Origin of the sequence: Streptomyces orinoci, assembly GCF_003121295.1 — a bacterium.
Classification (GTDB): Bacteria; Actinomycetota; Actinomycetes; order Streptomycetales; family Streptomycetaceae; genus Streptomyces; species Streptomyces orinoci.
Map to the genome: position 1 here is coordinate 1,113,007 of NZ_PHNC01000031.1, position 25,608 is coordinate 1,138,614.

Consider the following 25,608-nt stretch of genomic DNA (forward strand, 5'->3'; position numbering starts at 1 on the left):
CATGACATCGTTGAAGATGTCATGATCAAGCGCATTGCTGTGGCCGCCGCTCTGGCCTCCGCCGCACTCTCCGTGACCTCCGCCGCCACCGCCTCCGCGGCACCCCTGCCGCTGCCCTCGGGCTCGGGGCAGGCGGCGGCCCCGGCCCCCGCTCCGGGCCACGCCCCGGCGGCGCAGTCCGCCCCGGCGGCTTCCGCGGGGCACAACAGTGCGCCGCCCCCCGGGATGCCCGCCAAGGGTCCCGCCACAAGCCTCTACCCGGGGGCCGTGGAGGAGCTGGGCAAGCTGCAGCAGCTCGATGAGCTCAAGCAGCTGAACCAGGTGAAGAAGGTCGGTCAGGTGACGCAGGTGACGAAGGCGCTGCCGCTTTAGGCGGGGTTTTCGGGTGCGGGATCCGGGTGGCTGGTCGCGCAGTTCCCCGCGCCCCTGATGGGGCCCGCCCTAGACCCAGAGGTCGGTGATGGCCACGTCCAGGCCCGCCAGCAGCTCGCGCAGCAGCGGCAGGGACAGGCCGATCACATTTCCCGGATCGCCCTCGATGCCCTTGATGAAGGGCGCCGAACGGCCGTCCAGGGTGAACGCTCCGGCGACATACAGCGGTTCGCCGGAGGCCACATAGGCGGCGATCTCGGCGTCGGTCGGCTCACCGAAGTGGACCGTTGTCGAGGCGGTGGCCGAGCCGCGGCGGCCGGTCTCGGTGTCGATCACACAGTGACCGGTCCGCAGCACCCCCGAGCGGCCGCGCATGGACTTCCAGCGCGCGGTCGCGTCCTCGGCGTCGGCGGGCTTGCCCAGCGCCCGGCCGTCCAGCTCCAGCACCGAGTCACAGCCGACCACCAGCGCCCCCGCCGACCGCGGCAGCGCCGCCACCGCGGCGGCCTTGGCCTCGGCCAGCACCAGCGCCAGCTCGCCGGGGGAGGGCGCGGTGAGCGCGTCCTCGTCCACCCCGCTCACTATCACCTCGGGCGCGAGCCCGGCCTGGCGCAGCAGGCCGAGCCGGGCGGGGGACTGGGAGGCGAGGACGAGACGGCGCTTGGCATTCATGACGGCCAGCCTACGGAACCCGCTACTTCTTCAGCACCGCCCGCATGACCTGCTTGGCGATCGGCCCGGCCAGCCCGCCGCCGGAGACGTGCGCACGGTCCACCCCCGAGCCCTCCGGGTCGATGAACACCGCGACCGCCACCGGGGAGCCGTCGTCCTGCTTGGCGTAGGAGACGAACCAGGCGTAGGGGATCTTCTCCAGGTTGGCGCCGTGCTGGGCGGTGCCGGTCTTGCCGCCCACCGTCACCCCGTCGATCAGCGCCGCCTTGCCGGTGCCCTCCTTGGCGGTGAACTCCATCATCCGCTGCACCTTGCGGGCGGTGTCCGGGGAGACGGCCTGGGACATCCGCTCGGGCTTGAACTCCTGCACCGTGGACAGGTCCGGTCCGCGCAGCTTGTCCACCAGGTGCGGCTTCATCAGCTTGCCGTCGTTGGCCAGGGCGGCGGTCATCATGGCCACCTGGAAGGGGGTGGCCGCCAGGCTGCCCTGGCCGATGCCGGTGAGGGCGGTCTGCGGCCGGTTGAGGTCCTTGGGGTAGACGCTCCCGGTGACCCGCACCGGCATGTCCACCTGCTGGTTGAAGCCGAACTTCTCGGCCGTCTCGCGCATCTTGTCCTTGCCCAGCTCGGCGGCGATCTTGGCGAAGACGTTGTTGCAGCTGTACTGCATGGCCACCTTGAGCGAGGCGTTGCGGCAGGGCGCGCTCTCGTTCTCGTTCTTCATCGGCGTCACCGTGTCCGGCAGGTTCCACGGGTACGGGGAGTCGGTGGGGGCGTCGATATCGGTGTAGAGCCCGTGGTCCAGGGCGGCCGCCGCGGTGAGGATCTTGAAGGTGGAGCCGGCCGGGTAGAGCTCCTTGATCGCTTTGTTGGACAGCGGCTTTCCGTCCTTGTCCGCCTCCAGCCGCTGCCAGGTCCGCTGGTCCTGCCTGCCCTCCCCGGCGATCGCCGAGGGGTCGTAGGAGGGGGTGGAGGCCAGCGCCAGGATCCGGCCGGTGGACGGCTCGATGGCCACCACCGCGCCCTTGTACTTCCCCAGCCCCTTGACCGCGGCCTGCTGGGCATTGGGGTCGATGGTGGTGACCACATCGCCGCCGCGCGGCTTGCGGCCGGTGAACAGGTCGGTGGTGCGCTGGAGGAAGAGGCGGTCGTCGGTGCCGCTGAGGAACTTGTCGTAGACGTACTCCAGCTGGTTGCTGCCGAAGGTCTGCGAGGAGAAGCCGGTGACGGGGGCGTAGCGGGCGCCGTCGGTGTAGCTGCGCTTGTACTTCAGGTCGCCGCCGGTGGTCGGTACGGAGCCGGTGACCGGTTCGCCGCCCACGATGATGTTGCCGCGCGGGTGGGCGTAGGCGTTGATCCGGACCCGTCTGTTCTTCTCATGGCCGGCCAGCTCGTCGGCCCGGCCGAACTGGAGCCAGGTGGCCTGGGCGAGCAGGGCGAGGACCAGGGTTCCGGCGAATATGGCGATATGGCGGACGGGCTTGTTCATGGCGTGACAGACTCCCCTGTTCGCGTCATTTCATGAGTGATGATGCGAATTGGGAATCACTTGGTTGCACTTTTGCCGAACCTGTGCGTTTTGGGTGCGCCGGTAGGGGCGCGGGGAACTGCGCGGGCAGGCATCGGCGGCCCGCAGCCGACGACGAAGCCCCGGCCTGGGGTTTCACTGTCGGATGCGGGCCGCCATCGGCTGTTCGCGCAGTTCCCCGCGCCCCTGACGGGGCGGGCTACGCGGGCCAGTAGGAGGTGCGCCAGGCGCGCGGGCCGGGCCGCGGCACCCGCTTGGTGCCGGTCAGCCGCGCCGGGTCGGCCCACTCCGCGCGTACCTCGGAACCCGGCGCGGCGGCGGCGCGGGCCGCCGCGCGGGCCTGGACCACCGCCAGTGCGGCGGCCAGCTCCTCGGGGGTCGGGTTGCCCCGTACGACCTTGATCACGTCAGCGTCCCTTCCGACGGCTTCGAGGGCTTCGACGGCTCGGCGGCTCGGCGGCCGATCCGTCAGAGCGGAATGTTCCCGTGCTTCTTCGGCGGCAAAGACTCCCGCTTCTCGCGCAGCGCCCGCAGCCCCCGCACAATGTGCCGCCGGGTGTCGGACGGCATGATCACCGCGTCCACATAGCCCCGGTCCGCCGCCGCGTACGGGTTCAGCAGCGCGTCCTCGTAGTCGGTGATCAGCCGGGCGCGCAACTCCTCGCGCTCCTCGTCCGATTCGACTGCCGCCAGGGAACGCCGGTGCAGGATGTTGACCGCCCCCTGGGCGCCCATCACCGCGATCTGGGCCGTGGGCCAGGCCAGGTTGAGGTCCGCGCCCAGGTGCTTGGAGCCCATCACGTCATACGCCCCGCCGAACGCCTTCCGCGTGATCACCGTGATCAGCGGCACGGTGGCCTCCGCATAGGCGTAGATCAGCTTGGCGCCGCGCCGGATGATGCCGCCGTACTCCTGGTCGGTGCCGGGCAGGAAGCCGGGAACGTCCACAAAGGTGAGCACCGGGATGTTGAAGGCATCACAGGTACGGACGAAACGGGCGGCCTTCTCCGAGGCGTTGATGTCCAGGCAACCGGCGAACTGCATCGGCTGGTTGGCCACCACACCCACCGGCCGGCCCTCCACCCGGCCGAAGCCGGTGATGATGTTCGGCGCGAACAGGGCCTGGGTCTCCAGGAATTCACCGTCGTCCAGCACATGCTCGATGGCGGTGTGCATGTCGTAGGGCTGGTTCGCGGAGTCCGGGATCAGTACGTCCAGCTCCCGGTCGGCCTCCGTCACCTCCAGCTCCGCCTCCTCCGGGAAGGCCGGCGGCTCGGAGAGGTTGTTGGACGGCAGATAGGACAGCAGCGCCTTGACGTAGTCGATGGCGTCCTTCTCGTCCGCCGCCATGTGATGGGCCACGCCCGAGGTGGTGTTGTGGGTACGCGCCCCGCCCAGTTCCTCGAAGCCCACATCCTCACCGGTGACCGTCTTGATCACATCCGGTCCGGTGATGAACATATGCGAGGTCTGATCCACCATCACCGTAAAGTCGGTGATCGCCGGGGAGTAGACCGCACCGCCCGCGCACGGGCCCACGATCAGCGAGATCTGCGGGATCACCCCGGAGCCGTGCACATTGCGGCGGAAGATCTCGGCGAACAGGCCCAGGGCGACCACGCCCTCCTGAATCCGGGCCCCGCCACCGTCGTTGATGCCGATCACCGGGCAGCCGGTCTTCAGCGCGAAGTCCATCACCTTGACGATCTTCTCGCCGTAGACCTCGCCCAGGGACCCGCCGAAGATGGTGAAGTCCTGCGAGTAGACACAGACCGTACGGCCGTCCACGGTGCCGTAACCGGTCACCACCCCGTCCCCGTAAGGGCGGTTGTGCTCGATGCCGAAGTTGGTGGAGCGGTGCCGCGCGAACTCGTCCAGTTCCACGAAGGAACCCTCGTCCAGCAGCAGCTCGATCCGCTCGCGCGCCGTCAACTTCCCCTTGGCGTGCTGCTTTTCCACCGCCCGGGCGGAACCGGCGTGGGTGGCCTCCTCGATCCGGCGCTGAAGATCCGCGAGCTTGCCCGCGGTGGTGTGGATATCGGTTCCGTCCGGGTTTCGCTCAGGCATCGGGCTGCGGCTCCTGCTCGTTCCTGGGGACGACATGGGAAGGCGATCTGGGAAAACGATCTGGGGCAACGGTGGCTACCGGTCCGTAGCGTATCGGCGCCACTGCGTTCCGGCAGTGCGTCGTTGGCCACATCCGCACCACTCCTAAGGTGGTCCCATGACGCCCCCCGACAGCTCCGCAAGCCGCTGGTCCGACCTGGACCGGCCACCCCTCGACGCCCCGGCGCTGCGCCGCGCGCTGCTGCGCCCCGGCGGGCTGTGGACCTCCCTGGAGGTGGTGGCCAACACCGGCTCCACCAACACCGATCTGGCCGCCGCCCGGGGCGAGGAGGGCGCGGTGCTGATCGCCGAGGAGCAGTCGGCCGGACGCGGCCGGCTGGACCGCAGCTGGACCGCTCCCGCCCGTTCCGGCCTGTTCTTCTCCGTCCGCCTCACCCCCGGCCCCGCCGTGCCCGCCGAACGCTGGGGCTGGTTGCCGCTGCTCGCCGGGGTGGCCACCGCCACCGCGCTGTCCCGCACCGCCGGCGTGGACACCGCCCTGAAGTGGCCCAATGACCTGCTGGTGCACATCGGCGGCGAGGAACGCAAGGCGGGCGGCATCCTCGCCGAACTCAGCGGCGACTCGGCGATCGTGGGCATCGGCCTCAATGTCTCGCTGCGCGCCGGTGAACTGCCCGTACCCACCGCCGGTTCACTGGCCCTGGCCGGGGCCCGGACGCTGGACCGCGACATCCTGCTGCGGTCCGTGCTCCGCTCGCTGGCCGAGTGGTACCAGCAGTGGCGGGCGGTGGGCGGCGACCCTGCCGCCTGCCGGCTCCAGGAGGCCTACGCGGCCGGCTGCGCCACCCTGGGCCGCCGGGTACGGGCCGAACTGCCCGGCGGGGACGAACTCACCGGCGAGGCGGTGGCCCTGGACGGGGACGGCCGGCTGGTGCTGGCCACCGACGAGGGGGCGCGGCGGCCGGTGGGCGCGGGCGACATCGTCCACCTGCGCCCGGCGGCAGAACCGCCGGGGCAGTCCGCGTCGCCGGAGCCGTCGGGGGAGTGAGCGGAGCCGTCCGCGTCGCCGGAGCCCTCCGCGTCGCCGGAGCCGTCCGGGGAGTGAGCGGAGCCGTCTGGAGAGTGAGCTAGGGCACACCTGCCGTATCGTTGTCCGCGGAAACTTCGCTAGCGGCGATCGGCAGGGCAGTGCGCACGGATCGGACAGGGGGCGGGCGGTGACCGCCGACGACGGAGGCGCCTCCCGCGCCGTTGGGGCCGAGGGGGTCGGCAGCGCCGGGGACCGGGATGTGACCGCGTCCCTGGGCGCGGACTACGGGGACGAGGCCGCCGAGGAGGGCGCCGACCCGCTGGCGCTGCGGCTGGAGGCGCTGATCCTGGGCGCCGAGCGGCGCTACACCCCCTTCCAGGCAGCCCGCGCGGCCGGGGTGTCCATGGATCTGGCCGCCCGCTTCTGGCGGGCCATGGGCTTCGCCGACATCGGCCAGGCCAAGGCGCTCACCGAGGCGGACGTGCTGGCGCTGCGGCGGCTGGCCGGCCTGGTGGAGGCGGGGCTGCTGAGCGAGCCGATGGCGGTGCAGGTGGCCCGGTCCACCGGCCAGACCACCGCCCGGCTGGCCGACTGGCAGATCGACTCCTTTCTGGAGGGCCTGACCGAGCCTCAGGAGCCGGGCATGACCCGGACCGAGATCACCTATCCGCTGGTCGAGCTGCTGCTGCCGGAGCTGGAGGAGTTCCTCATCTATGTCTGGCGGCGCCAGCTGGCCGCCGCCACCGGACGGGTGGTCCAGGCCCAGGACGACGCCGAGATGGTGGACCGGCGCCTGGCGGTGGGCTTCGCCGACCTGGTCGGCTTCACCCGGCTCACCCGGCGGCTGGAGGAGGAGGAACTCGGCGAGCTGGTCGAGGCCTTCGAGACCACCGCCGCGGACCTGGTGGCCGCGCACGGCGGCCGGCTCATCAAGACGCTGGGCGACGAGGTGCTGTTCTCCGCGGACGACGCGGGCACCGCGGCGGAGATCGGGCTGCGGCTGATCGAGACGCTCAGCCATGACGAGACCATGCCCGAGCTGCGGGTGGGCATCGCCTTCGGCACCGTCACCACCCGGATGGGAGATGTCTTCGGCACCACCGTCAATCTGGCCAGCCGGCTGACCTCGATAGCGCCCAAGGACGCGGTGCTGGTGGACGGGGCCTTCGCCGAGGAGCTGGCCCGCTCCGGGGACGCGCCCAAGTCGGAGGCCCAGGCGGCGGAGGAGGGGGCGCACCAGCCGCCCTACCGGTTTGCGCTCCAGCCGATGTGGCAGCGGCCGGTGCGGGGGCTGGGCGTGGTCGAGCCCTGGCTGCTCACCCGGCGGGAGGGCGGGGAGTAGGGCGGTCGCGTTCCCGGCCCCAGGAGTGCCCCTTGGGGGCTTACGCCCCCGACATGAACGAGGCATGATCACCCGCACCGACAACGCCGTGGGAAAGGGTGTGCACCGTCATGAGTGAACAGCGCTTCGGTGACCAGGTCGCCGTCCGCCGGCATGAGCACGTCGCCGAGCTCGTCCTGGACCGGCCCAAGGCCATGAACGCCGTCTCCACCGAGATGGCCCGCAATATCACCGAGGCCACCGCCGCCATCGCCCGGGACCCCGGGGTCCGCGCGGTGGTGCTCACCTCCACCCACCCCCGCGCCTTCTGTGTGGGGGCCGACCTCAAGGAGCGCAACTCCTTCACCGAGGCCGACCTGGCCCGCCAGCGCCCGTATGCCCGCGCCGCCTACGCCGGGGTGCTGGAACTGCCCGTCCCGGCCATCGCCGCGGTGCATGGCTTCGCCCTGGGCGGCGGGTTCGAACTCGCGCTGTCCTGCGATCTGATCGTGGCGGACCGTACGGCCGTGGTCGGCCTGCCCGAGGTCTCGGTGGGGGTGATCCCCGGCGGCGGCGGCACCCAGCTGCTGCCGCGCCGGGTGGGCGCCGCCCGCGCCGCCGAGCTGATCTTCACCGCCCGGCGGGTGGAGGCGGCCGAGGCCCGGGAGCTGGGGCTGGTGGATGTCCTGGTGCCGGAGGGCGAGGACGGTACGGAGGCACTGGCGCTGGCCCGGCGGATCGCCGCCAACTCCCCTGTGGGGCTGCGCGCCGCCAAGCGCGCCCTGCGCCTGGGCCACGGCCTGGACCTGCGCACCGGCCTGGATGTGGAGGACGCCGCCTGGCGCACGGTGGCCTTCTCCGGCGACCGCGCGGAGGGCGTGGCCGCCTTCAACGAAAAGCGCACGCCCGACTGGCCGGGGGAGTGACGGCGGGCCCGGGCCCGGACCGCCGGGGAGCTCGGCACCTCGTACGGCGGAACGAGCAGGACGTTCTTAGGCTGGAGTGCGGGAGCTGCGCTCAGTGACGGGATGTGAGGCTCGGGTGTCGGACGACCAGCGGCGTGACGATCGCCTGTGCGCGGTGGTGGGGGTGACCCAGGCGATGGCCGCCGCCCCGACGGCACTGGACGGCGTGGTGGCGGCGGCCGAGGGGGCGCTGCACGCGCTGGACGGCAGCTTTGCGTCGATCTCGGTCTGGGAGCGCGAGCACGGGCGGCTGCGGGTGCTGGTCAATGTCGGCGAACTCGCCGACGGTGAGGAGCGGTTCCCGGCCCGGGAGTGCTACCCGGTGCATGACTTCCCCGAGGTCGCCGAGTTCCCGCACGAGAAGTGGGCGGGCGCCCGGCCGCACGCCTGGGTGGAGACCGCCCGGGAGGCGGGCACCGGGCACCGGGCGGCCGCGCTGCGGCGGCGCGGCCGGGGCAGCTGTGTGATAGCGCCCATCGTGCTGCACGGCCGGGCCTGGGGCGAGCTGTATGTGGCCCGCCCGGCCGACGGGCCGGTCTTCGGTCGCACCGACGCGGACTTCGCCACCGTGCTGGCCGCCGTCACCGCCGCCGGGATAGCGCAGACCGAACGGCTGGAGGAGGTGCGCAGGCTGGCCTACACCGACCCGCTCACCGGCCTGGCCAACCGGCGGGCGGTGGACGCCCGGCTGGACGAGGCGGTGGAGCGGCACCTGGCGGACGGCACCGTGGTCGGGCTGGTGGTGTGCGACCTCAACGGGCTCAAGCGGGTCAACGACACCCTGGGGCACGCGGTGGGCGACCGGCTGCTGGAACGCTTCGGCTCGGTGCTCTCGCTGTGCGGGGCGCGGCTGCCGGGGACGCTGGCCGCGCGGCTGGGCGGGGACGAGTTCTGCCTGGTGAGCGTGGGGCCCTCGGCGGACGAACTGGTGCGGGTGGCGGAGGAACTCTGCCACCGGGCCGGGGAGTTGGAGCTGGGCGAGGGCGTGGCCTGCGGGGTGGCGTCCACCGGGGATCCCATTGGGCCGGTGGGCACCGCCCGGCGGCTGTTCCGCCTGGCCGACGCGGCGCAGTACCGCGCCAAGGCGGCCGGTTCCCGCAAGCCGGTGGTCGCCGGGCGCGAGGGCGGCCGTGCGGACCCGGTCGTCCGCCTCGCCGACCGCCCCCCGGCCCCACCCCGCGCGGAACGCCGCCGCTTCCGGGGGCGGCGCTAGCACGGGGGCCGCAGCGGGCATGAGGGGCGAACCCCGCGTTGTTGAAATGGGCACCCGGCCAGGTGGTGACAGACGCCAATTCAGTATCTAGGGTGCCTGAATATGGATATGCAGGTAATCGTCGGCCCCACCGGCACGACCGCCGAAGACGTCCTCGCCGTAGCCCGCGACAACGCCCGCGTCGTGGTGTCCCAGGACGCCCTGGACGCGGTCGCCGCCGCCCGCCGCACCATCGACGAACTGGCCGCCAAGCCCGACCCGGTCTACGGCGTCTCCACCGGCTTCGGCGCCCTCGCCGTCCGGCACATCAGCCCCGACCTGCGCACCCAGCTCCAGCGCAACATCGTCCGCTCGCATGCGGCCGGCATGGGTCCCCGGGTGGAGCGCGAGGTGGTCCGGGCGCTGATGTTCCTGCGCCTGAAGACCCTGGCCTCCGGCCACACCGGAGTCCGCCCGCTGGTCGTGGAGACCATGGCCGCCCTGCTGAACGCCGGCATCACCCCGGTCGTCCACGAGTACGGCTCCCTCGGCTGCTCCGGCGACCTCGCCCCGCTCTCCCACTGCGCCCTGACCCTGATGGGCGAGGGCGAGGCCGAAGGCCCCGACGGCACCGTGCGCCCCGCCGCCGAACTGCTCGCCGAACACGGCATCGAGCCGGTGGAACTCCGCGAGAAGGAGGGGCTCGCCCTCCTCAACGGCACCGACGGCATGCTCGGCATGCTGGTGATGGCCTGCGCCGACCTGGCCCGTCTGATCACCTCCGCGGACATCACCGCCGCCCTCTCCCTGGAGGCCCTGCTGGGCTCCGAGAAGGTGCTCGCCCCCGAGCTGCACGCCATCCGCCCGCACCCCGGCCAGGGCGCCAGCGCCGCCAATATGCTGCGGGTACTGGCCGGTTCCGGGCTGACGGGACACCACCAGGACGACGCCCCGCGCGTCCAGGACGCCTACTCCATCCGCTGCGCCCCGCAGGTGGCGGGTGCCGGCCGGGACACCCTGGCGCACGCCCGCCTGGTCGCCGACCGGGAACTGGCCTCGGCCGTGGACAACCCGGTGGTGCTGCCGGACGGCCGGGTGGAGTCCAATGGCAACTTCCATGGCGCCCCCGTCGCCTACGTCCTGGACTTCCTGGCCATCGCCGCCGCCGACCTGGCCTCCATCGCCGAGCGGCGCACCGACCGGCTGCTGGACAAGAACCGCTCGCACGGCCTGCCCGCCTTCCTGGCCGGTGACCCGGGCGTGGACTCCGGCCTGATGATCGCGCAGTACACCCAGGCCGCCCTGGTCAGCGAGATGAAGCGGCTGGCCGTCCCGGCCTCGGTGGACTCCATCCCGTCCTCGGCGATGCAGGAGGACCATGTCTCCATGGGCTGGTCGGCGGCGCGCAAGCTGCGTACCGCGCTGTCCGCGCTGACCAGGGTCATCGCGGTGGAGCTGGTCGCCGCCACGCGGGCGGTGGAACTGCGCACGGACCGTACGCCCGCGCCCGCCACGGCGGCGGTGCTGGCGGCGGTCCGCGCGGCGGGCGTCCAGGGGCCGGGCGAGGACCGCTTCCTCGCCCCCGACTTGGCGGCCGCCGAGGAGTTCGTCCGCACCGGCCGCCTGATCGCCGCCACGGAACCCATCACCGGCCCCCTCAACTGACTCCGGCCCGCCAGGCGCGCCCCGCCAGGGGCGCGGGGCTCCATTCGATGTGCGGCTCCGCCGCGTGGGCGTGACCAGCCACAACGAGCCCGCAGCCGAACGACGCTAGCGCGCGGCCGTACGCGACCTGCGGACCGCGCCGGTCACCAGCACCCCGCCCGTCGCGACAAACGCAACCCCGCCCACCAGATAGGGCGTGGTGTCCACACTGCCCGTGTCCGCCAGGTTCAACTTCGCGCCGTCGGCCGCCGTCTGCCGAGCCGTCGGCGCGACGTGCGGCCGGGCCGCCGGACGCGAACCCGGCGCCGAACCCGGAGCGGAAACCGAACCCGGAGCAGCGGACGGACGCGAACCCGGCACCGTATGCCCACCCGGCACCGCATGTGCACTGGGCACCAGCCACACCCCGCACAGCACCAGGGCCGCCGCAGCGGCGGTGAGCAGCGGACGGCGTGCGGTCACAGGACGAATCCCCTTCGCGGCGGCGGAGATTGAGGCCGTGACCACTCAGCGGTCCCGGCCGTCACGATGGTAATGACACACCCGCACCCCTGGGAAGCCGCGGACGGCAACCGCCCTCTCACCCACCCCCGCCGACCACCCCGGCTTGGGCCTGAAGACCCCAAGGGGCTTTACTGGGTGGTCTTCCCCACACTTTCGACAGGGGTGGAACGGGCGAATCGACCCACGCGTTCATTAAGCAATAACCGGGACGCATGGGCCCGACGGCTCGGTTCGGGGATTCGGGGTCCAGAGGCAATGGAGAAGCGTGTGATGACGGACGGCAAGCGCCGCAAGGGCCTGGTGGCCGCGGCCGCCGTGCTCGGTGGAGTGCTCACCCTCGCCGCCTGCAACGGCGGCGGCGACAAGAGCGACGGCAAGGACAAGTCGCAGAGCAGTGTGGACGCCGCTGCCGCCAAGGACGCCTCCCAGGCGCAGATCAAGATCGAGCCCAAGAGCGGTACCAACAACGCCGGTATCACGGCCGACGCCACTCAGGTGACCGTCAGTGACGGCGAGCTGACGTCCGTCAAGATGACGACGGACAAGGGCACCCCGGTCGAGGGTTCGATCTCGGCGGACAAGAAGTCCTGGAAGCCCAAGGCCAACCTGGAGCGCTCCGCCAAGTACAAGATCGCCGCCGAGGCGCAGGACGCCAAGGGCCGCAAGGCCTTCGCCAACTCCTCCTTCTCCACCGTCTCGCCGGACAACAGCTTTATCGGCTCCTTCACGCCGGAGGACGGTTCGACCGTCGGCGTGGGTATGCCGGTGTCCATCAACTTCGACAAGCCGATCAAGGACCGCAAGGCCGTCCAGTCGCATCTGACGGTCACCTCCAGCAGCGGCCAGCAGGTGGTCGGCCACTGGTTTGACGACCAGCGCCTGGACTTCCGTCCCAAGGACTACTGGAAGGCCAACTCCGAGGTCACCATGAAGATGGACCTAGACGGCGTGGAGGGCGCGCCGGGCATCAAGGGCGTCCAGAAGAAGACCGTCAACTTCAAGATCGGCTACTCCCAGGTCTCCACGGTGGACGCCAAGACCCACCAGATGACGGTGGTGCGTGACGGCAAGACCCTCAGGACCATCCCGATCTCGGCCGGCAGCCCCGAACACCCCACCTACAACGGCCAGATGGTGATCTCGGAGAAGTTCACCGAGACCCGGATGGACGGCACCACGGTCGGCTTCACCAAGTCGGACGGCAAGGGCGAGTACGACATCCCGGATGTCCCGCACGCCATGCGGCTGTCGAGCTCCGGCACCTTTATCCACGGCAACTACTGGGGCAGCGGCGTCTTCGGCAACGAGAACACCAGCCACGGCTGTGTGGGTCTGCAGGATGTGCGCGGCGCCGGTGACCCCGATATGCCGGCCGCCTGGTTCTTCAAGAACTCCCAGATCGGTGACGTGGTCATCGTGAAGAACTCCGACGACAAGACCATCGCCCCGGACAACGGCCTCAACGGCTGGAACATGGACTGGAGCGCGTGGGTCAAGGGCAGCGCGACCGGCTCCTGACCGGATGGACCGGATGACCGGATATACCGGGTAGAACCGACCCCTTCGCCGGGCGGCGGCCTCGACGGCCGCCGCCCGGTGGCGCTTCAGCCCCGCGCCTCCCGCCGCATGGGCCACAACCGGGGGCCACCGCCCGGCAGTTGCAGCTCCTTCTCCACCACAAAGCCGAAGTGCGCATAGAAGGGCAGATTGGACTCCGCCGAGGACTCCAGATAGGCGGGCAGCCCGGCCGCGTCCGCCTTGGCCAGCCCCGAGCGCAGCAGCGCGGCCCCATGGCCCTGCCCCTGGGCGGCCGGGTCGGTGCCCAGGGTGCCCAGATACCAGTGCGGCTCGGCCGGAGCGTGCTCGCCGATCAGGGCGACCAACTCATGCAGCCGCGGCGCCCGTTCACCCAGCAGCTGCCTGGCCCACTCCTCCGGCGGGGGATCGGTCGAATGCGCGCCCGGTGGCGCCCACAGGGCAGCGGCGAAGTCGGTGAACTCGCAGTGTCCGTACGGCCCGTAGAGCCACTCGGCCTGCAAGCCGAAGAACTCACCGAGGGCGGTGGGGCGGGTGGCGTCGTCCGGGAAGAGCCAGCGCATCACCGGGTCGTCATCGAAGGCCCGCGCCAGAATAGTGCGGATATGGGCGGTGTTGCCGGTGTCCACCGGTTGAGGTAAAGGCATGCGGCCAGCGTAGGTGCTGCGCCGGCTGGGGGGTGTTCGGCTGCGGGTGGTTGGGGGCTGGTCGCGCCCACGCGGCGGAGCCGCACATCGGTAATGCCCCGCGCCCCTGGATGCCCCCAGTGATGGGGCGTCTGCCGACTGCTCCTGCCGTTCGACTGCGGGTTGTGGGTGGTTGCTCGCGCAGTTCCCCGCGCCCCTGGGGGGCGCGGGAGAATGGGGGCGTACGCCGAGGAGAGAAGGACCGTGACCCAGCCCAGTGACGCCGCCGTACGGGACGCCGTACGTGCCCTGCGTACCGTCGCCCCGGACGCCGATGCCCTGGAGGACGCGGTCTATGCCGCCGCCTCCACCCTGGCCGCCACCCCCGGCGGCTGGCCGGACACCGCTTCAGCACTGTCCCGGGCCTTTGACGCCGCGCTGCGTCACGCCTGGGAGGGCGGCTGGCAGCCCGCCGATGTGGACCGGCTGGCCCGCCGCCGGCTGGACGCCGTGGCGGCCGAGCTGTGCAGGGCGGCCATCCGCGCCGAGGCCCGTCACTACACCGCCGCCACCCTGCCCCCGCGCTGGGCCGCCCAGCTGCGCGAACTCGGCGGCGGGCCGGTGGAAGCGGACCTGGACGCCCTGGCCCGGCGGCGGCGCCTGACCCGCTTCGAGACCGCGGCCCATGCCCTGACCGCCCTGCATCTGATCGACACCCTGCCGCGCATCGGCGCCATTGGACCGCTGCCCGGCGCGCCGGTGGCACCCGCCCGTCCGGCCTCGGTGCCGCCCAAGACGCTGTCCCGGATCAGGGCCCTGCTGGCCAAGGCCGAGTCCACCGACTACGCCGAGGAGGCCGAGGCGCTGTCCGCCAAGGCGCAAGAGCTGATGGCCCGTCACTGCCTGGACGAGGCCCTGCTGGCCGCCACCGCCGAGGGGCCGTCGCCGGGCGGTCCCGCCGCCTGCCGCATCGGTGTCGAGGGTCCCTATGAAGGGGCCAAGGCCCTGCTGCTGGACGCGGTGGCCACCGCCAACCACTGCCAGTCCGTCTGGTCCGGCGAGCATGGCTTCGCCACCCTGGTCGGCTTTGAATCCGACCTGGAACTCAGCGAGTTGATGTACACCTCACTGCTGGTCCAGGCCACCGCCGCGATGCGGGGTGCCGCTGACGCTCTCCCCCGAGCTCTCGGCTCCGCTCGAGCAGGGGGGACCCCCATCTCGCGCGGCCGCTCCCGCCGTACCCGCGACTTCCGGGAGTCCTTCCTGATCGCCTACGCCGGACGGATCGGCGACCGGCTGGCCGCCGCCGTCCGCGAGGTCACCGAGCGGGAGTCCCGCGCCGAGGCACTGCCGGTGCTGGCCGCCCGCGAGGTGGCGGTCGGCGAGGCCACCGGCCGGCTCTTCCCCAGAACCACCGCCCACCGCCTCAAGGGCCGGGACCCGGAGGGCTGGGCCAGCGGCGTCCGCGCCGCGGACCGGGCCCGGCTGCGCTGAACCCGGTGCGGGGCGGCGCGGATCCCGGTGCGGGCCTGCTGTGTTGGCCCCGGTGCCGGGTGGCGCTGCCGCCGGTGAGGGGCTGCGCTGAATCCGGTGCGCGGCGGGGCCGAACCCAGCGTCCGGCGGCGCTGAACCGGCGTTCGGCCGCACACCAACCGCCTCACTGTCCCGCGCCGGTGAACCGCTGCTCAGGAACGAGGGGTGTCCCGGCGGCTGGCCGCCAGATAGCCGATCAGCGCGAGGATGGGCAGCAGCAGCGCCAGGGTGACCGGGCCCGTACCCCAGCCCAGGCCGCCATGGGCGGCGGGGGCGCCCATCCAGTCGGCGAACGAGGCGCCCAGCGGGCGGGTGAGGATATACGCGGCCCAGAAGGCGGCCACCTCGTTCAGCCGGCCCAGGCCGCCGGCCAGCGCCGGCACCGCGATGGCGGCGGCGAACAGCAGACCGGAGGACAGATAGCCCAGCCGCAGGGTGCCCGCCGTGAGGTCACCGACGGCGGTGCCCAGGGCGAAGGTGGCCAGCACCGTCGCCCAGTAGTAGACCTCCCGGCGGCGGGTGCGAATGCTGTGGATGGACAGGCTCCGCTCGGAGGCGTTCCAGGCGAACAGCACGGCGGCCAGGATGGCGGAGAAGGCCACCGTGGAGACCGCGTACGGAATACCGGCCACCACATGGAAGACATCGGCGGCCATGGTGCCGAACACACTCACCATGACGATCGCCGACCAGTAGATCCAGGGCCGGTAGCGCTCCGCCCGGAACTGCAGGGTCAACAGGACCAGGAATCCGCCCAGTCCAAGGGCTCCGGCGGGGACGGGGCCCAGTACCCGGCCCAGATAATCCGAGGCGGTCTCGCCCATCCCGGTGGTGAGGATCTTCACGACCCAGAACAAGGCGGTGACTTCGGGCACTTTGCTCAGACCCGATACCGGCACCCGCCGGTGCGCGCTGCGCCGGCCCGGCGCGTCCCGCACCTCCACGGTGACCGTCCCGTCACCCGATATCCCCATGCCCGCTCCGTTCTTCCGGCGCATGACCCTGCGCCGCGACCGCCAATGACTACAGCACTGTAGACAGTGGCTTGTAGGCAGAAGATCAAGGGAACCTGGCCCACGGGCCCGGCCGGGCCCGCCCTCAGAGTCCGAGCACGCTCCCGTCCGCGGCCAGCGCCCGGAAGTGCGCCGCCGGATCGTCCACCAGTCGCCGCTCCTTGAGGTCCAACAGACCGCCCACGCTGTCCACTTGGGCCGCCAGCACCCCGTCCGCCCGGACAATCCGCTGCTCCACCCGGATCGTCTTGCCCTCCCCCCACAGGAACGCACAGCTCACCGTCACCTCGTCCCCCGCCCGCAGCTCCCGGTGAAAGCGCAGCGTGGTCTCCAGGTTCACCGGCCCCACCCCCCGCTCCAGCAAGGCGCTCTGCCGGATCCCGGCGGCCTGAAGCGCGGACCAGCGGGCGTGCTCGGCGTACTGCATATAGACGCTGGTGTTGAGGTGGCCCTGGGCGTCGGTCTCATAGCCGCGAACGGTGAGGGATACGGTGAAGGGAGTCGTCATGCGCTGATCAACGCCGGGGTCCGGGTGGGGAGTTCCCCCGGGGGCCTCCGGCGCCGGAGTGAGGATCACCAGAGTCCCCTCGCTGCCCGGCCGTACCGCGTGCACCGTCCCCGCCGGAATGGTGTAGATCTCGCCCGTCTCCAAGGTCACCGGCCGTCCCTGGACGGAGAGTTCCAGCCGTCCCTCCAGTACCAGCAGTGCCTCCGGTGCGGGATGGCTCTCCTCGGGGAGCGGGTGCTCGCTCATCCGCCCGACTTTGAGCTGGGTGTTGGATATCTGGGTCACGGGTACCGAGCGCCACGCCTCCGCCAGGGCGTGGGCGGTTTCCGTCAGGTTGGCCAGTGTCATGGCATGCCGCTCTCCGGTGACGGTGGCCGTCACCTGGTGGGGGATGGGATTGGGTGCGGTTGACGCTAGCCGGAGCGGAGGCGAGGTTGGCCGACCGATTGGCAAAGTCTGTTCGGGTCAGACCACTGTTCCAGAGTTGCGGGCTCTGTCGCCGAGTTCGCACCAGAACAGCTTGCCGCTGGCCCCCCGGCGGCCGGTGCCGATGGACCAGCTGCCCCAGTCGTCGGCGTAGCTCCGGACGATTCGCAGGCCGCGCCCGCAGGTGGCCAGGGGCTCCGGCGCGGTGGCGGGAGCGGAATGGTCGGGCGGTGCGTCGAAAGGCGGTGGAACCTTTGGGTTGGTGTCCCAGACCCCGATGCGCAGTCGGCAGTCCGCCAGTTCGCGCACCTGGACCTCAGTGGGGCCGTGTGAATAGCGATACGCATTGGCGACGAGCTCGCCGAGCAACAGTTCGGCGACGTCGGCCAGTTCGATCCAGGCGTGACTGCTGAGCACACCGCGCAGCGCGAGGCGGGCGATGCGAGCGGAACGGGGGTCATGCGGGAGAGTGAGCGTGTAGGACCAGGGGGTGTCCGGCGATACGGTTCCCATAGCGGGCTCCTTGGGGGCGGACGCGAGGCGTTGCGCTGCTCCGTCCCAGGAGGTGGTTGAGTGGCTTGGCTCACACCGTAGGCCCGCTGTTGGCCTATATTCCACTTGGTTGCGGGAAGAAGGGCCAACTCGCCTCTTGTGGGTGACGGTCGAGAAGTGAGGAGGCGCCGGTGGCCCCGGCCAACTGCCCAACTCTGCGTCAGCGACGGCTCGGTGCGGAGCTGCGCAAGCTCCGCGAGAAGGCGGGCCTCTCCACCACGGCGGCGGCCGCGCGGCTGGGCGTCAACCAGTCGCGGATCAGCAATATCGAAGCCGGCCGCTATGCGGTGGGGGCGGACCGGGTTCGGGCCATGGCCCGCAATTACACCTGCTCCGACCAGACGCTCATCGAGGCGCTGGCCGGACTGACGGGCGGCCGGACGCGCGGATGGTGGGAGGAGTACCGGGAGATACTCGGGGCGGGCCTGCTGGATCTGGCCGAGTTGGAGCATCACGCGCGAGCGCTGAGGATTTCCGGGGTCGTCCACCTCCCGGGGTTGTTGCAGACTGCCGATCACGCTCGCGCGGTCATCAGTGAGACGGTTCCGGCGCTGGAGCCGTACGAGATCGAGCACCGGATGTCCTTCCGTATCAAACGTCAGGCCGTTCTGCATGGGGACCGGCCCACTGCGCTGACGGTCGTGATGCATGAGGTGGCGTTGCGAATCGGGGTCGGTGGTGCTGCCGTTGCGCGCAAGCAGCTTCGGTACCTGATGGACATGAGCGAGCGTGAGAACATCACCATCCTTGTCATTCCGCTCGGCAGCGGGGCGCTTCCGAGTTCCGGTCAGCCCGTCGTCTATGCCCACGGCCCGGTCCCTCAACTCGATACTGTGGAACTGGACACCGATCACGGCTGTGAGTTTCTCGATGCCGAAGCTCAGTTGGTCCGCTATCGGACTGTGCTGGACCGTATGGAGTCGATTGCCCTGGATCCCCGTGCATCGCTTGAACTCATTCGCCGCGTAGCCAAGGAAACCTGAGAGGAGGGACGCGATGACCACCTGCGATTGGCAGAAATCCTCGTACAGTGCCGCAGGGGCGAACTGCGTGAACATTGCCGCGACTTCAGACGGTCTGTTGCTGCGCGAGAGCGACGACCCGAGCGCGGTGCTCGATCTGACGGGCGGCCAACTGCGCGCACTGATAAGAGCGATACGCAGGGGCACCGTCGGCTGACGCCCTCATGCGCGCCATCCGCCCGCACCCTACAGAGCGCCCCCGAACCTCACCCCCGCGGGCGCGCCCTTATGTGCATCCGCTCCCCCTGCCGTCCGAACAGGCTCAGCACCTCCACCGGTCCGGCGCCCGTGGAGCCGAACCAGTGCGGCAGCCGGGTGTCGAACTCGGCGACCTCGCCGGGGCCGAGGGTCAGATCGTGCTCGGCCAGCACCAGGCGCAGCCGCCCGGAGAGGACATAAAGCCACTCATAGCCCTCATGAGTGCAGGGATCCGGCCTGGACCGGGCGGCAGGGAGCACCATCTTGTAGGTCTGCAGCGGACCGGGCCGGGTGGTGAGCGGCAGGACGGTATTGCCGTTGACGGTCCGGGGCTTGAGGCGCACCCGGGGGTCACCGACCTCGGGGGCGCCGACCAGTTCGTCCAGCGGCACCTGGTGCGCCTGGGAGATGGGCAGCAGCAGCTCCAGGCTGGGGCGGCGCTGGCCGGACTCCAGCCGGGAGAGGGTGCTCTTGGAGATTCCGGTGGCCTCCGAGAGGGCCGCCAGCGTCACCCCGCGCCGGGTGCGCAGCCGCTTCAGGCGGGGGCCGACCTCATTGAGCGTCCGGCTGACGGCGGCGGCTCGTTCCTGATCGGCACCCTCTTGGCCGTCACGTTCCTGGCCGTCACGTTCCTGGTCGTCCATACGGCCATGGAAACGCCGCGTCCCGGAAATGGCAACAACGATTGCCGCAAGCGGACGGCTGCCCGCACCCTGCGGGCGGAGGTGTCCAAGATGAACGAGTACGCGTATGAGCATGAGTACGACGTGGTGGTGGCCGGCGCTGGGGCGGCGGGGCTGAACGCAGCGCTGGTGCTGGGGCGTTGCCGCCGCCGGGTGGCGGTGGTGGACGCCGGGCAGCCGCGCAACGCCCCGGCCGGGCAGCTGCACGGCTTCCTCTCCCGGGACGGGATGCCCCCGGCCGCCCTGCTGGCGGTCGGGCGGGAGGAAGTCGCCCGGTACGGCGTGGAGTTGATCCAAGGCCGGGTGGATCACGCGGAAGCCGCCGGGCGCGGATTCGCCGTACGCCTGGCGGGCGGGGCCGTGCTCGGCGCCCGCCGGCTGCTGGTGGCCACCGGGCTGCGGGACGGCCTGCCCCCGATACCCGGCGTCGGCGAACGCTGGGGCCAGGACGTCCTGCACTGCCCCTACTGCCATGCCTACGAGGTACGCGACCGGCCGCTGGGCGTGCTGGGCACCCACCCCGGGGCGGTGCACCAGGCCCTGCTGCTGCGGCAGTGGTCGGACGATGTGGTCCTCTTCCGGCACACCCTGCCGCTGGCCGGGCGGGACGGCGCCCGGCTGGCGGCGCGCGGGGTGCGGATCGCCGAGGGCGCGGTCAAACGCCTGGTGGTGGACGGTGCCCGGCTGCGCGGCGTGGAACTGGCCGATGGGCGGATGGTGCCGCGCGAGGCGGTGTTCGTACGGCCGGAGTTCACCCCGCAGGACGGCCCGCTGACCGCCCTGGGCTGCGCCCGCGACGCCGACGGCTGGGTGATCACGGACGGCGCGGGGCGGACGAGTGTGGCGGGGGTGTGGGTGGCGGGCAATGTCGCCGACCCCCGGGCCCAGGTGGTCACCGCGGCGGGGATGGGGTCGGCGGCGGCGATCGATCTCCACCAGGACTTGGTGGGGGAGGAGTTGGCCCTCTTGGCCCGCTAGGTCTGTTCGGGCGCGGGCCGTTGGCGGCGGCTCGCGCCCACGCGGCGGAGCTGCGTATCGAACGCCGCGTACCGAATGCGGCATATCGAATAGCGCCCCGCGCCCCGGAGAACGCCGAGCCGCCCACCGGGCGGCACCCGAGGGCGAGCCGGGCGGCACCCGAGAACGAACCGGGCCGCACCCGAGGACGAAGCGGCGTCTGCCGCAACCCCCGCCCCCCGGCCCCGGGTTGCGATGGCCGGCTGCGGGTCGGTCGGATGGGGCGCGCCCGGTTAGTCCACGGTGAGGACGACCTTCCCGGTCACCCGGCCCGTGTCACCCAGCGCATGCGCCTTGGCCGCCTCGGCCAGCGGGAACGCCGCCTCGATGACGGGCTTGAGCCGACCCTCGCTGACCAGGTCGGCGATGGCCCGCATGCCCTCCTGGTCGGCCTCCACGATCATCGGGCGGGACCGCACGCCCCGGGCGGCGGCCCGTTCCGCCAGGCCCTCCGGCATGGCGAGGACGGCGATGGAGACCAACTGGCCGCCGGGCTTGAGCACTTCCAGCGAACGGTCGGCGGTCTCGCCGCCCAGGGCGTCCAGCACCACATCCACCGGCTCGATCTCGGTGAAGTCCTGGCTGCGGTAGTCGATCAGCTCATCGGCGCCGAGCTCGCGCAGCACCGCATGCTTGGGCGCGCTGGCCGTACCGATCACATACGCCCCGAGCGCCTTGGCGATCTGCACCGCGAAATGGCCCACCCCGCCCGCCGCGGCATGGATCAGCACTCGCTGGCCGGGCCGCACACCGGCCGTGTCCACCAGCGCCTGCCAGGCGGTCAGCGCGGCCAGCGGCATTGCCCCCGCCTGGATGTGGTCCACATTCTCCGGCTTGCGCACCAGCGCACGGGCCGGGGCCACCACATACTCCGCGAAGGAGCCATGGCCGTGCGGGTAGGGCAGCATGCCGAAGACCTCGTCACCGGGCTGGTGCAGGGCGACCCCGATGCCCGTGCTCTCCACCACGCCGGAGACGTCCCAGCCCAGCACCCGCGGGAGGTGGTCGATAAAGCCGCCGAAGGTGCGGTGCTTCCAGTCGGTGGGGTTCAGGCCGGCCGCGCGGACCCGTACCAGCACCTCGGTGGGGCCGGGCACCGGCCGGTCGATCTCCACCTCCCGGAGCACCTCCGGGCCACCGTAGCTGTCCTGGCTGATTGCCTTCATCGTCGTCATGCCCACCAGCATTCCCGCAGCCGACCTGCGCTGACAGTGGCCCGGAGGTCATGATGTGAAAGAATCGGGCCATGCATCGGGTAGTGGTTCTCGCCGTGGACGGTGTCATCCCCTTTGAGCTCAGCCTGGCCTCCCGGCTCTTCGGGGCGGCCACCGACGCCGAGGAGCGGCCGCTGTACGAGGTCGTCACCTGCTCCGTGGACGGCGGGCCGGTACGTACCGCCGCCGACTTCTCCATCGCCGTGCCGTACGACGCCTCCGCGCTGGCCGGCGCGGACACCGTGGTGCTCCCGGCCGCCGAGGAGTTTCTCGCCATCACCGGCCGGGAGACGCTGCCCCGCCCCCTGGCCCGGGCACTGGACCGGATCCGCCCCGAGGCCAGGATCGTCGGGATCTGTGTGGCCACCTTCCCGCTGGCGGCCGCGGGCCTGCTGGACGGCAAGCCCGCCGCCACCCACTGGGCCCATGCCTCCCTCTTCCAGCGGCTCTACCCCCAGGTCGAGCTGAACCCCGAGGTGCTGTTCACCGACGGGGGCCGGGTGCTGACCTCGGCCGGCGCCGCCTCCGGCATCGACCTGCTGCTGCACCTGGTGCGGCTGGACCACGGCAGCCGGGTCGCCAACCAGGTGGCCCGCCGCTGTGTGGTCCCGCCACAGCGCGAGGGCGGCCAGGCGCAGTATGTGGAGAGCCCGGTGCCGCCGAGCACCGACAACGGCACCTCCGCCACCCGCGCCTGGGCACTGGAACGACTGGAGCAGCCCCTTCAGCTGGCCGACCTGGCCCGGCACGCGGGCATGAGCCGGCGCACCTTCACCCGCCGCTTCCGGGCCGAGGTGGGGCTGAGCCCTGGCGCGTGGCTGACCGCCCAACGGGTCGAACTGGCCCGTCAGTTGCTGGAGAGCACCGATCTGCCGGTCTCCCGGATCGCCGAACGTTCCGGCTTCGGGACCGATGCCACCCTGCGGCAGCGCCTGCATGCCGCGATCGGCGTCTCGCCGGGGGCGTACCGGCGTACGTTCCGTGCTTCCGGGGCGTAAAACCCTTCAGCCGAAGAGGGGCAGCCGCAAGGATTCCCGCCCCAGAAGGGCGCGTTCCGCGGCGGACGGCTCGGCCCGCCCCGTACCGACCAGGACATAGCGGACGTCCTCCCACTCCTCGCCGGTCGTACGTCCCAGCAGGCCGTCCAGGGTGTCGCGGACCGCGCGGAGGGAGGAGGGGGCGGGGCCCGGGCCGGGGTGGTGAGCGATGAGGTCCAGATGATGGACGGCCGCCTCAACGGCCAGGGTGGTCACCAGGTCATCAGCAGTGATCACATGCCCCTGGGTGCCCAGGAGTTCATCGCCGTCCAGGCGCTCCGCCTGGACCAGTACGGCACATGCCGTCTCCCGGTACAGCTCCGCCAGCGGGCGGATGTCCGACCAGACGCAGGCCATGATCCTGGTGTTGCGGCGATTGCGGGCCGCCTCCTCCGTACCCGGCCGCCAGTTGCCCCAGTACGACACCGCGTCCACGTCCGGCGGGCCCTCGGCCGGAGTGCCGAAGGCGACCAGGGCGCGCTGGGCGTCGCCCAGCAGATGGAACACCAGATCCCGGGCCGTCCAGCCCGCACAGCCGGTGGGCCGCCAGCCGGACTCGTCGTCCAGGGAACCGGTGAGGGCAAGCAGATCGGTGTAGGCGGTGCGGAGCAGGGCGAGCGCCTTGGTGTCCGTCATCCCGGCAGTATGGCCGCGCACTGGCGAACTCGGCGCCGCTGCCGCACCGTTGGATCATGCTTCGCACGACAACGGAACGCCAACGGCTGGAGTCCATCCAGCGCCATACCGACTCCTGCACCACCGCCGTGCTGGAGGGTCTGTCCCCGCAGCCCTCCTGGAACTGCCTGGAACTGGGCGCGGGCGCCGGTTCCATCGCCTACTGGCTCGCCCAACGCTGCCCGCGGGGCCGGGTGGTGGCCGCCGACCTCGACACCCGGCTGCTGGACCCGGACCGGGCCCCCAACCTGGTGGTGGAACAGACGGACCTCACCAAGCCGGACTACGCGCCCGGCCACTTCGACCTCATCCACGCCCGCTATCTCTTCTGCCACCTCCCGGCACGGGACGAACTTCTGGCCCGCGCGGCGGACTGGCTGGCCCCCGGCGGCTGGCTGGTCATCGAGGACCCGTACCAACTCCCGGCGGAGACTTCCCCCTTCCCGCCGGTGCGCCGCCTGATGGCCGCCTACGCCCGGCTGTACGACGCCCGGGGCGCCGACCTCACCTGGGCCCGGAGTCTGCCGGCGCTGCTGGCCCGCAATGGGCTGACGGAGGTGGACTACTCCGCCAACCCGGCCCGCATGGGCGCCGGCCCACAGGACCGCTGGGCCCCACTGATCCGCCAGGCGGCACCGGAGCTGCTGGCGCGGGGACTGGTCACCCAGGACGAACTCGACGCGTTCGAGGGGCTGCTGGCCGATCCGTCCTTCATCGACATTCCGCAGGTCACCATTGCGGCGTGGGGGCGACGGGCGGGGTAGCGCTCACGGTGGCCGTGGGCGGTATCCGTCGCAGATGCCCAGCGCCGCATGGGCCTCGTCCAGGATGCGGCCGATCCCCGAGGCGGCCTGACGGGCCTGGGCGGCATCGCCCGTCGCGGCCACCTCCTCCAACTCCCGCAGGCGCGCCGCAGCGTCGGGCTGACGCTGGATGTGGACATAGACCGACCACTGAGCGACGAAGCGCCGCAGAGGAGAGATGTCGGAGCCCTGCCGGGACTGGTCGGCGGCTTGATCGAGTTCTCGGGTGAAGGCCGGCAGAGCCGCTGGAGCGATCTGCCCGATGGCTTGCCGGAGTTCTGTCACTGTGGCGGGCGGCTGCGGGGTTGCTTCTCCCATGGACGGATCCTGACCCGGCGCCCGGCACCGGACGTTGACGGTCCGGCCGGAGCAGCGGGCTCGGCACTCCGCCTACGCCACCCCGATGGGGCAAGCCACCCCCGCGCCCCTCAGAGGCCAAATGTTCCGCGGCTGCTGGCCTTTGGACGCGGCACAGCACAGCCTGCTGTCCTTCACCGCGTTCCCTCATAACTCGAAGTCACCGCCAACTCACCGCATAACCTCAGCAAGAGATCTCCGGAGCTTCGGACTTGCTCGTCCAGGGCCGGCAGCGGCGTCGGTAGTAGGCGTAAGTCAGAGCAAGAACCATGGGCCCCCACAAGCCGAACAGTCCGCTGACCGTCACAGCCAACGCCCGCCACCAGCCGTTGTCGTACGGGGGATCAGTAAGGCCGGCGATACCGAACGTAGTGAACGTCCAATCTACGAGCAGCCCGGTAAGAACCAGCCCGGCAAGCGTCGCAGGCACGATCACTACGAAAGGAGCAAGACGCCTGCCGCCCAACACAGGGACCCAGTCAGGCAGAACCTCTCCCCACCACCGGACCAGTCCGAAACAGAGACATGGCCCGCGCAGCCCGTACCGGCTCCCCAGTCGTGCGCGATCTCCAGCGCACGCCGGGCACGCCAAAGACGGTACCCAGCAGCCGGGTTACAAGGCGAGGGCCGGCCGCTGAGATGTCCGGGCGCCGTCAGCAGTCAGCCGTCTGTGGGCACAACCCCGGTCAGCCAAAAGCGCGGCCCGGATCGCCGGAACGCTCCCCTTGTCATCGCCATGGTCCTCCAGGAGCGAGGGCGCTCCCTGGAGATCCTCCAGGTGGACGCGCAAGGCGTCAGCCAGATCCATGAGCATCTTGACGTTGTTCACGGGGATGCGGCCGGACTCCACGCGGTACACCCAGTCCTCGGTCCGGTGCAGCAGCTCGCCCAACTGCCGTTGGCTCAGCCTGCGTCGCCCGCGGTAGAACTGCACCCGTTTGCCGAACGCCTGGTGATCGGTCATGCCCCGCATCGTCTGCCTCCCCTGGCTGGTTACGCCGCTACGAGGACCACACGCCGCGCGCCAATGACAGGGAATCGACTGAGTAGGCTCATCCCATGCCGTAGATCGAGCACGAAAAGCGCATGGCC

General features: G+C 71.4%; 27 protein-coding genes and 1 pseudogene. 13 read left to right on the forward strand and 15 right to left on the reverse strand.

What is annotated here, in order from left to right:
• Nucleotides 1-21: 21 nt before the first annotated feature.
• Nucleotides 22-372 carry a hypothetical protein gene (locus tag CV755_RS27455; protein ID WP_109282943.1) on the forward strand — a complete coding sequence of 117 codons (351 nt, stop codon included), beginning with the start codon at nt 22-24 and terminating at the stop codon, nt 370-372.
• 69 nt (nt 373-441) lie between these two features.
• Here the strand turns inward: CV755_RS27455 and CV755_RS27460 are convergent, their stop codons facing one another.
• The 4 genes from CV755_RS27460 to CV755_RS27475 all read right to left on the reverse strand — a co-directional run bounded on the left by CV755_RS27460 (nt 442) and on the right by CV755_RS27475 (nt 4,639).
• The gene (locus CV755_RS27460) at nt 442-1,044 is read right to left on the reverse strand and encodes a Maf family protein (protein WP_109282944.1); all 603 of its coding nucleotides are present in this window, start codon (nt 1,042-1,044) and stop codon (nt 442-444) included.
• Between the two features lie 22 nt (nt 1,045-1,066).
• Nucleotides 1,067-2,533, reverse strand: coding sequence for a peptidoglycan D,D-transpeptidase FtsI family protein (locus tag CV755_RS27465; protein ID WP_109282945.1), 1,467 nt, complete (start codon nt 2,531-2,533; stop codon nt 1,067-1,069).
• A gap of 238 nt (nt 2,534-2,771) precedes the next feature.
• Complete coding sequence (locus CV755_RS27470) at nt 2,772-2,978, reverse strand: acyl-CoA carboxylase subunit epsilon (RefSeq protein WP_109282946.1); 207 nt, start codon at nt 2,976-2,978, stop codon at nt 2,772-2,774.
• Between the two features lie 62 nt (nt 2,979-3,040).
• A complete protein-coding gene (locus CV755_RS27475; protein WP_109282947.1) occupies nt 3,041-4,639 on the reverse strand; it encodes an acyl-CoA carboxylase subunit beta in 1,599 nt (532 codons plus the stop codon).
• Nucleotides 4,640-4,796: 157 nt separating this feature from the next.
• Here CV755_RS27475 and CV755_RS27480 point away from each other — a divergent pair, with 157 nt between their 5' ends.
• From CV755_RS27480 to hutH, 5 genes are all read left to right on the forward strand, one after another.
• Entirely contained in the window at nt 4,797-5,687 is an 891-nt protein-coding gene (locus CV755_RS27480; RefSeq protein ID WP_109282948.1) for a biotin--[acetyl-CoA-carboxylase] ligase, read from the forward strand.
• 253 nt (nt 5,688-5,940) lie between these two features.
• The gene (locus CV755_RS27485; protein ID WP_422070607.1) at nt 5,941-7,011 is read left to right on the forward strand and encodes an adenylate/guanylate cyclase domain-containing protein; all 1,071 of its coding nucleotides are present in this window, start codon (nt 5,941-5,943) and stop codon (nt 7,009-7,011) included.
• A gap of 110 nt (nt 7,012-7,121) precedes the next feature.
• Complete coding sequence (locus tag CV755_RS27490; protein WP_109282949.1) at nt 7,122-7,916, forward strand: enoyl-CoA hydratase/isomerase family protein; 795 nt, start codon at nt 7,122-7,124, stop codon at nt 7,914-7,916.
• A 175-nt stretch (nt 7,917-8,091) separates the two neighbouring features.
• Nucleotides 8,092-9,168: a GGDEF domain-containing protein gene (locus CV755_RS27495; RefSeq protein ID WP_109283554.1), complete on the forward strand. Its 1,077-nt coding sequence runs from the start codon at nt 8,092-8,094 to the stop codon at nt 9,166-9,168.
• Between the two features lie 102 nt (nt 9,169-9,270).
• Entirely contained in the window at nt 9,271-10,812 is a 1,542-nt protein-coding gene (gene hutH, locus CV755_RS27500; RefSeq protein WP_109282950.1) for a histidine ammonia-lyase, read from the forward strand.
• Nucleotides 10,813-10,917: 105 nt separating this feature from the next.
• Here hutH and CV755_RS27505 read toward each other — a convergent pair whose 3' ends face one another.
• Nucleotides 10,918-11,274 (reverse strand): hypothetical protein, encoded by a 357-nt coding sequence (locus CV755_RS27505; protein ID WP_109282951.1) that lies wholly within the window; start codon nt 11,272-11,274, stop codon nt 10,918-10,920.
• 297 nt (nt 11,275-11,571) lie between these two features.
• Here CV755_RS27505 and CV755_RS27510 point away from each other — a divergent pair, with 297 nt between their 5' ends.
• On the forward strand, nt 11,572-12,834 hold the full coding sequence (locus tag CV755_RS27510) for a L,D-transpeptidase (protein ID WP_109282952.1): 1,263 nt from the start codon (nt 11,572-11,574) through the stop codon (nt 12,832-12,834).
• Nucleotides 12,835-12,920: 86 nt separating this feature from the next.
• On the opposite strand, the gene CV755_RS27515 is transcribed toward CV755_RS27510, so the two are convergent.
• Nucleotides 12,921-13,499: a GNAT family N-acetyltransferase gene (locus CV755_RS27515; RefSeq protein ID WP_109282953.1), complete on the reverse strand. Its 579-nt coding sequence runs from the start codon at nt 13,497-13,499 to the stop codon at nt 12,921-12,923.
• 243 nt (nt 13,500-13,742) lie between these two features.
• On the opposite strand from CV755_RS27515, the gene CV755_RS27520 reads away from it, so the two are divergent.
• A complete protein-coding gene (locus CV755_RS27520; RefSeq protein ID WP_241561415.1) occupies nt 13,743-14,972 on the forward strand; it encodes a DUF2786 domain-containing protein in 1,230 nt (409 codons plus the stop codon).
• A 191-nt stretch (nt 14,973-15,163) separates the two neighbouring features.
• Here the strand turns inward: CV755_RS27520 and CV755_RS27525 are convergent, their stop codons facing one another.
• The 4 genes and pseudogenes from CV755_RS27525 to CV755_RS27535 form a co-directional block, all read right to left on the reverse strand.
• Nucleotides 15,164-15,985: a COG4705 family protein gene (locus CV755_RS27525; protein ID WP_109282955.1), complete on the reverse strand. Its 822-nt coding sequence runs from the start codon at nt 15,983-15,985 to the stop codon at nt 15,164-15,166.
• 124 nt (nt 15,986-16,109) lie between these two features.
• Entirely contained in the window at nt 16,110-16,532 is a 423-nt protein-coding gene (locus CV755_RS35600) for an acyl-CoA thioesterase (protein ID WP_206608458.1), read from the reverse strand.
• A gap of 72 nt (nt 16,533-16,604) precedes the next feature.
• Nucleotides 16,605-16,880, reverse strand: a pseudogene (locus CV755_RS36970) (cupin domain-containing protein); the annotation flags it as partial.
• Between the two features lie 117 nt (nt 16,881-16,997).
• Nucleotides 16,998-17,471: an ATP-binding protein gene (locus tag CV755_RS27535; protein WP_109282957.1), complete on the reverse strand. Its 474-nt coding sequence runs from the start codon at nt 17,469-17,471 to the stop codon at nt 16,998-17,000.
• Nucleotides 17,472-17,641: 170 nt separating this feature from the next.
• Here CV755_RS27535 and CV755_RS27540 point away from each other — a divergent pair, with 170 nt between their 5' ends.
• Together CV755_RS27540 and CV755_RS27545 are read left to right on the forward strand one after the other, a co-directional pair.
• Nucleotides 17,642-18,493, forward strand: a complete 852-nt coding sequence (locus CV755_RS27540; protein ID WP_109282958.1) for a helix-turn-helix domain-containing protein — start codon at nt 17,642-17,644, stop codon at nt 18,491-18,493.
• Nucleotides 18,494-18,506: 13 nt separating this feature from the next.
• Nucleotides 18,507-18,689: a DUF397 domain-containing protein gene (locus tag CV755_RS27545; protein ID WP_109282959.1), complete on the forward strand. Its 183-nt coding sequence runs from the start codon at nt 18,507-18,509 to the stop codon at nt 18,687-18,689.
• Between the two features lie 49 nt (nt 18,690-18,738).
• Here the strand turns inward: CV755_RS27545 and CV755_RS27550 are convergent, their stop codons facing one another.
• Nucleotides 18,739-19,374, reverse strand: a complete 636-nt coding sequence (locus tag CV755_RS27550) for a helix-turn-helix domain-containing protein (protein ID WP_109282960.1) — start codon at nt 19,372-19,374, stop codon at nt 18,739-18,741.
• 90 nt (nt 19,375-19,464) lie between these two features.
• Between CV755_RS27550 and CV755_RS27555 the strand changes: the two genes are divergently transcribed.
• The gene (locus tag CV755_RS27555; protein WP_109282961.1) at nt 19,465-20,391 is read left to right on the forward strand and encodes an NAD(P)/FAD-dependent oxidoreductase; all 927 of its coding nucleotides are present in this window, start codon (nt 19,465-19,467) and stop codon (nt 20,389-20,391) included.
• 272 nt (nt 20,392-20,663) lie between these two features.
• Here the strand turns inward: CV755_RS27555 and CV755_RS27560 are convergent, their stop codons facing one another.
• On the reverse strand, nt 20,664-21,596 hold the full coding sequence (locus tag CV755_RS27560) for an NADP-dependent oxidoreductase (RefSeq protein ID WP_109283555.1): 933 nt from the start codon (nt 21,594-21,596) through the stop codon (nt 20,664-20,666).
• An 80-nt stretch (nt 21,597-21,676) separates the two neighbouring features.
• Here CV755_RS27560 and CV755_RS27565 point away from each other — a divergent pair, with 80 nt between their 5' ends.
• A complete protein-coding gene (locus CV755_RS27565; RefSeq protein WP_109282962.1) occupies nt 21,677-22,642 on the forward strand; it encodes a GlxA family transcriptional regulator in 966 nt (321 codons plus the stop codon).
• A gap of 6 nt (nt 22,643-22,648) precedes the next feature.
• Here the strand turns inward: CV755_RS27565 and CV755_RS27570 are convergent, their stop codons facing one another.
• A complete protein-coding gene (locus CV755_RS27570) occupies nt 22,649-23,317 on the reverse strand; it encodes a maleylpyruvate isomerase N-terminal domain-containing protein (RefSeq protein ID WP_109283556.1) in 669 nt (222 codons plus the stop codon).
• 56 nt (nt 23,318-23,373) lie between these two features.
• Between CV755_RS27570 and CV755_RS27575 the strand changes: the two genes are divergently transcribed.
• The gene (locus tag CV755_RS27575; RefSeq protein ID WP_109282963.1) at nt 23,374-24,120 is read left to right on the forward strand and encodes a class I SAM-dependent methyltransferase; all 747 of its coding nucleotides are present in this window, start codon (nt 23,374-23,376) and stop codon (nt 24,118-24,120) included.
• 3 nt (nt 24,121-24,123) lie between these two features.
• On the opposite strand, the gene CV755_RS27580 is transcribed toward CV755_RS27575, so the two are convergent.
• Nucleotides 24,124-24,477, reverse strand: a complete 354-nt coding sequence (locus CV755_RS27580) for a DUF6247 family protein (RefSeq protein WP_109282964.1) — start codon at nt 24,475-24,477, stop codon at nt 24,124-24,126.
• Nucleotides 24,478-25,129: 652 nt separating this feature from the next.
• Nucleotides 25,130-25,480 carry a helix-turn-helix domain-containing protein gene (locus CV755_RS27585; RefSeq protein WP_193553487.1) on the reverse strand — a complete coding sequence of 117 codons (351 nt, stop codon included), beginning with the start codon at nt 25,478-25,480 and terminating at the stop codon, nt 25,130-25,132.
• Nucleotides 25,481-25,608 lie beyond the last annotated feature (128 nt).

Coding starts and splice junctions, on each gene's coding strand:
- CV755_RS27455 (WP_109282943.1), top strand. CDS start 22: ATGATCAAGCGCATTGCTGTGGCCGCCGCTCTGGCCTCCGCCGCACTC.
- CV755_RS27460 (WP_109282944.1), bottom strand. CDS start 1,044: ATGAATGCCAAGCGCCGTCTCGTCCTCGCCTCCCAGTCCCCCGCCCGG.
- CV755_RS27465 (WP_109282945.1), bottom strand. CDS start 2,533: ATGAACAAGCCCGTCCGCCATATCGCCATATTCGCCGGAACCCTGGTC.
- CV755_RS27475 (WP_109282947.1), bottom strand. CDS start 4,639: ATGCCTGAGCGAAACCCGGACGGAACCGATATCCACACCACCGCGGGC.
- CV755_RS27480 (WP_109282948.1), top strand. CDS start 4,797: ATGACGCCCCCCGACAGCTCCGCAAGCCGCTGGTCCGACCTGGACCGG.
- CV755_RS27490 (WP_109282949.1), top strand. CDS start 7,122: ATGAGTGAACAGCGCTTCGGTGACCAGGTCGCCGTCCGCCGGCATGAG.
- CV755_RS27495 (WP_109283554.1), top strand. CDS start 8,092: ATGGCCGCCGCCCCGACGGCACTGGACGGCGTGGTGGCGGCGGCCGAG.
- hutH (WP_109282950.1), top strand. CDS start 9,271: ATGGATATGCAGGTAATCGTCGGCCCCACCGGCACGACCGCCGAAGAC.
- CV755_RS27510 (WP_109282952.1), top strand. CDS start 11,572: ATGGAGAAGCGTGTGATGACGGACGGCAAGCGCCGCAAGGGCCTGGTG.
- CV755_RS27515 (WP_109282953.1), bottom strand. CDS start 13,499: ATGCCTTTACCTCAACCGGTGGACACCGGCAACACCGCCCATATCCGC.
- CV755_RS27525 (WP_109282955.1), bottom strand. CDS start 15,985: ATGGGGATATCGGGTGACGGGACGGTCACCGTGGAGGTGCGGGACGCG.
- CV755_RS35600 (WP_206608458.1), bottom strand. CDS start 16,532: ATGACGACTCCCTTCACCGTATCCCTCACCGTTCGCGGCTATGAGACC.
- CV755_RS27535 (WP_109282957.1), bottom strand. CDS start 17,471: ATGGGAACCGTATCGCCGGACACCCCCTGGTCCTACACGCTCACTCTC.
- CV755_RS27545 (WP_109282959.1), top strand. CDS start 18,507: ATGACCACCTGCGATTGGCAGAAATCCTCGTACAGTGCCGCAGGGGCG.
- CV755_RS27550 (WP_109282960.1), bottom strand. CDS start 19,374: ATGGACGACCAGGAACGTGACGGCCAGGAACGTGACGGCCAAGAGGGT.
- CV755_RS27555 (WP_109282961.1), top strand. CDS start 19,465: ATGAACGAGTACGCGTATGAGCATGAGTACGACGTGGTGGTGGCCGGC.
- CV755_RS27560 (WP_109283555.1), bottom strand. CDS start 21,596: ATGAAGGCAATCAGCCAGGACAGCTACGGTGGCCCGGAGGTGCTCCGG.
- CV755_RS27565 (WP_109282962.1), top strand. CDS start 21,677: ATGCATCGGGTAGTGGTTCTCGCCGTGGACGGTGTCATCCCCTTTGAG.
- CV755_RS27570 (WP_109283556.1), bottom strand. CDS start 23,317: ATGACGGACACCAAGGCGCTCGCCCTGCTCCGCACCGCCTACACCGAT.
- CV755_RS27575 (WP_109282963.1), top strand. CDS start 23,374: ATGCTTCGCACGACAACGGAACGCCAACGGCTGGAGTCCATCCAGCGC.
- CV755_RS27580 (WP_109282964.1), bottom strand. CDS start 24,477: ATGGGAGAAGCAACCCCGCAGCCGCCCGCCACAGTGACAGAACTCCGG.
- CV755_RS27585 (WP_193553487.1), bottom strand. CDS start 25,480: ATGACCGATCACCAGGCGTTCGGCAAACGGGTGCAGTTCTACCGCGGG.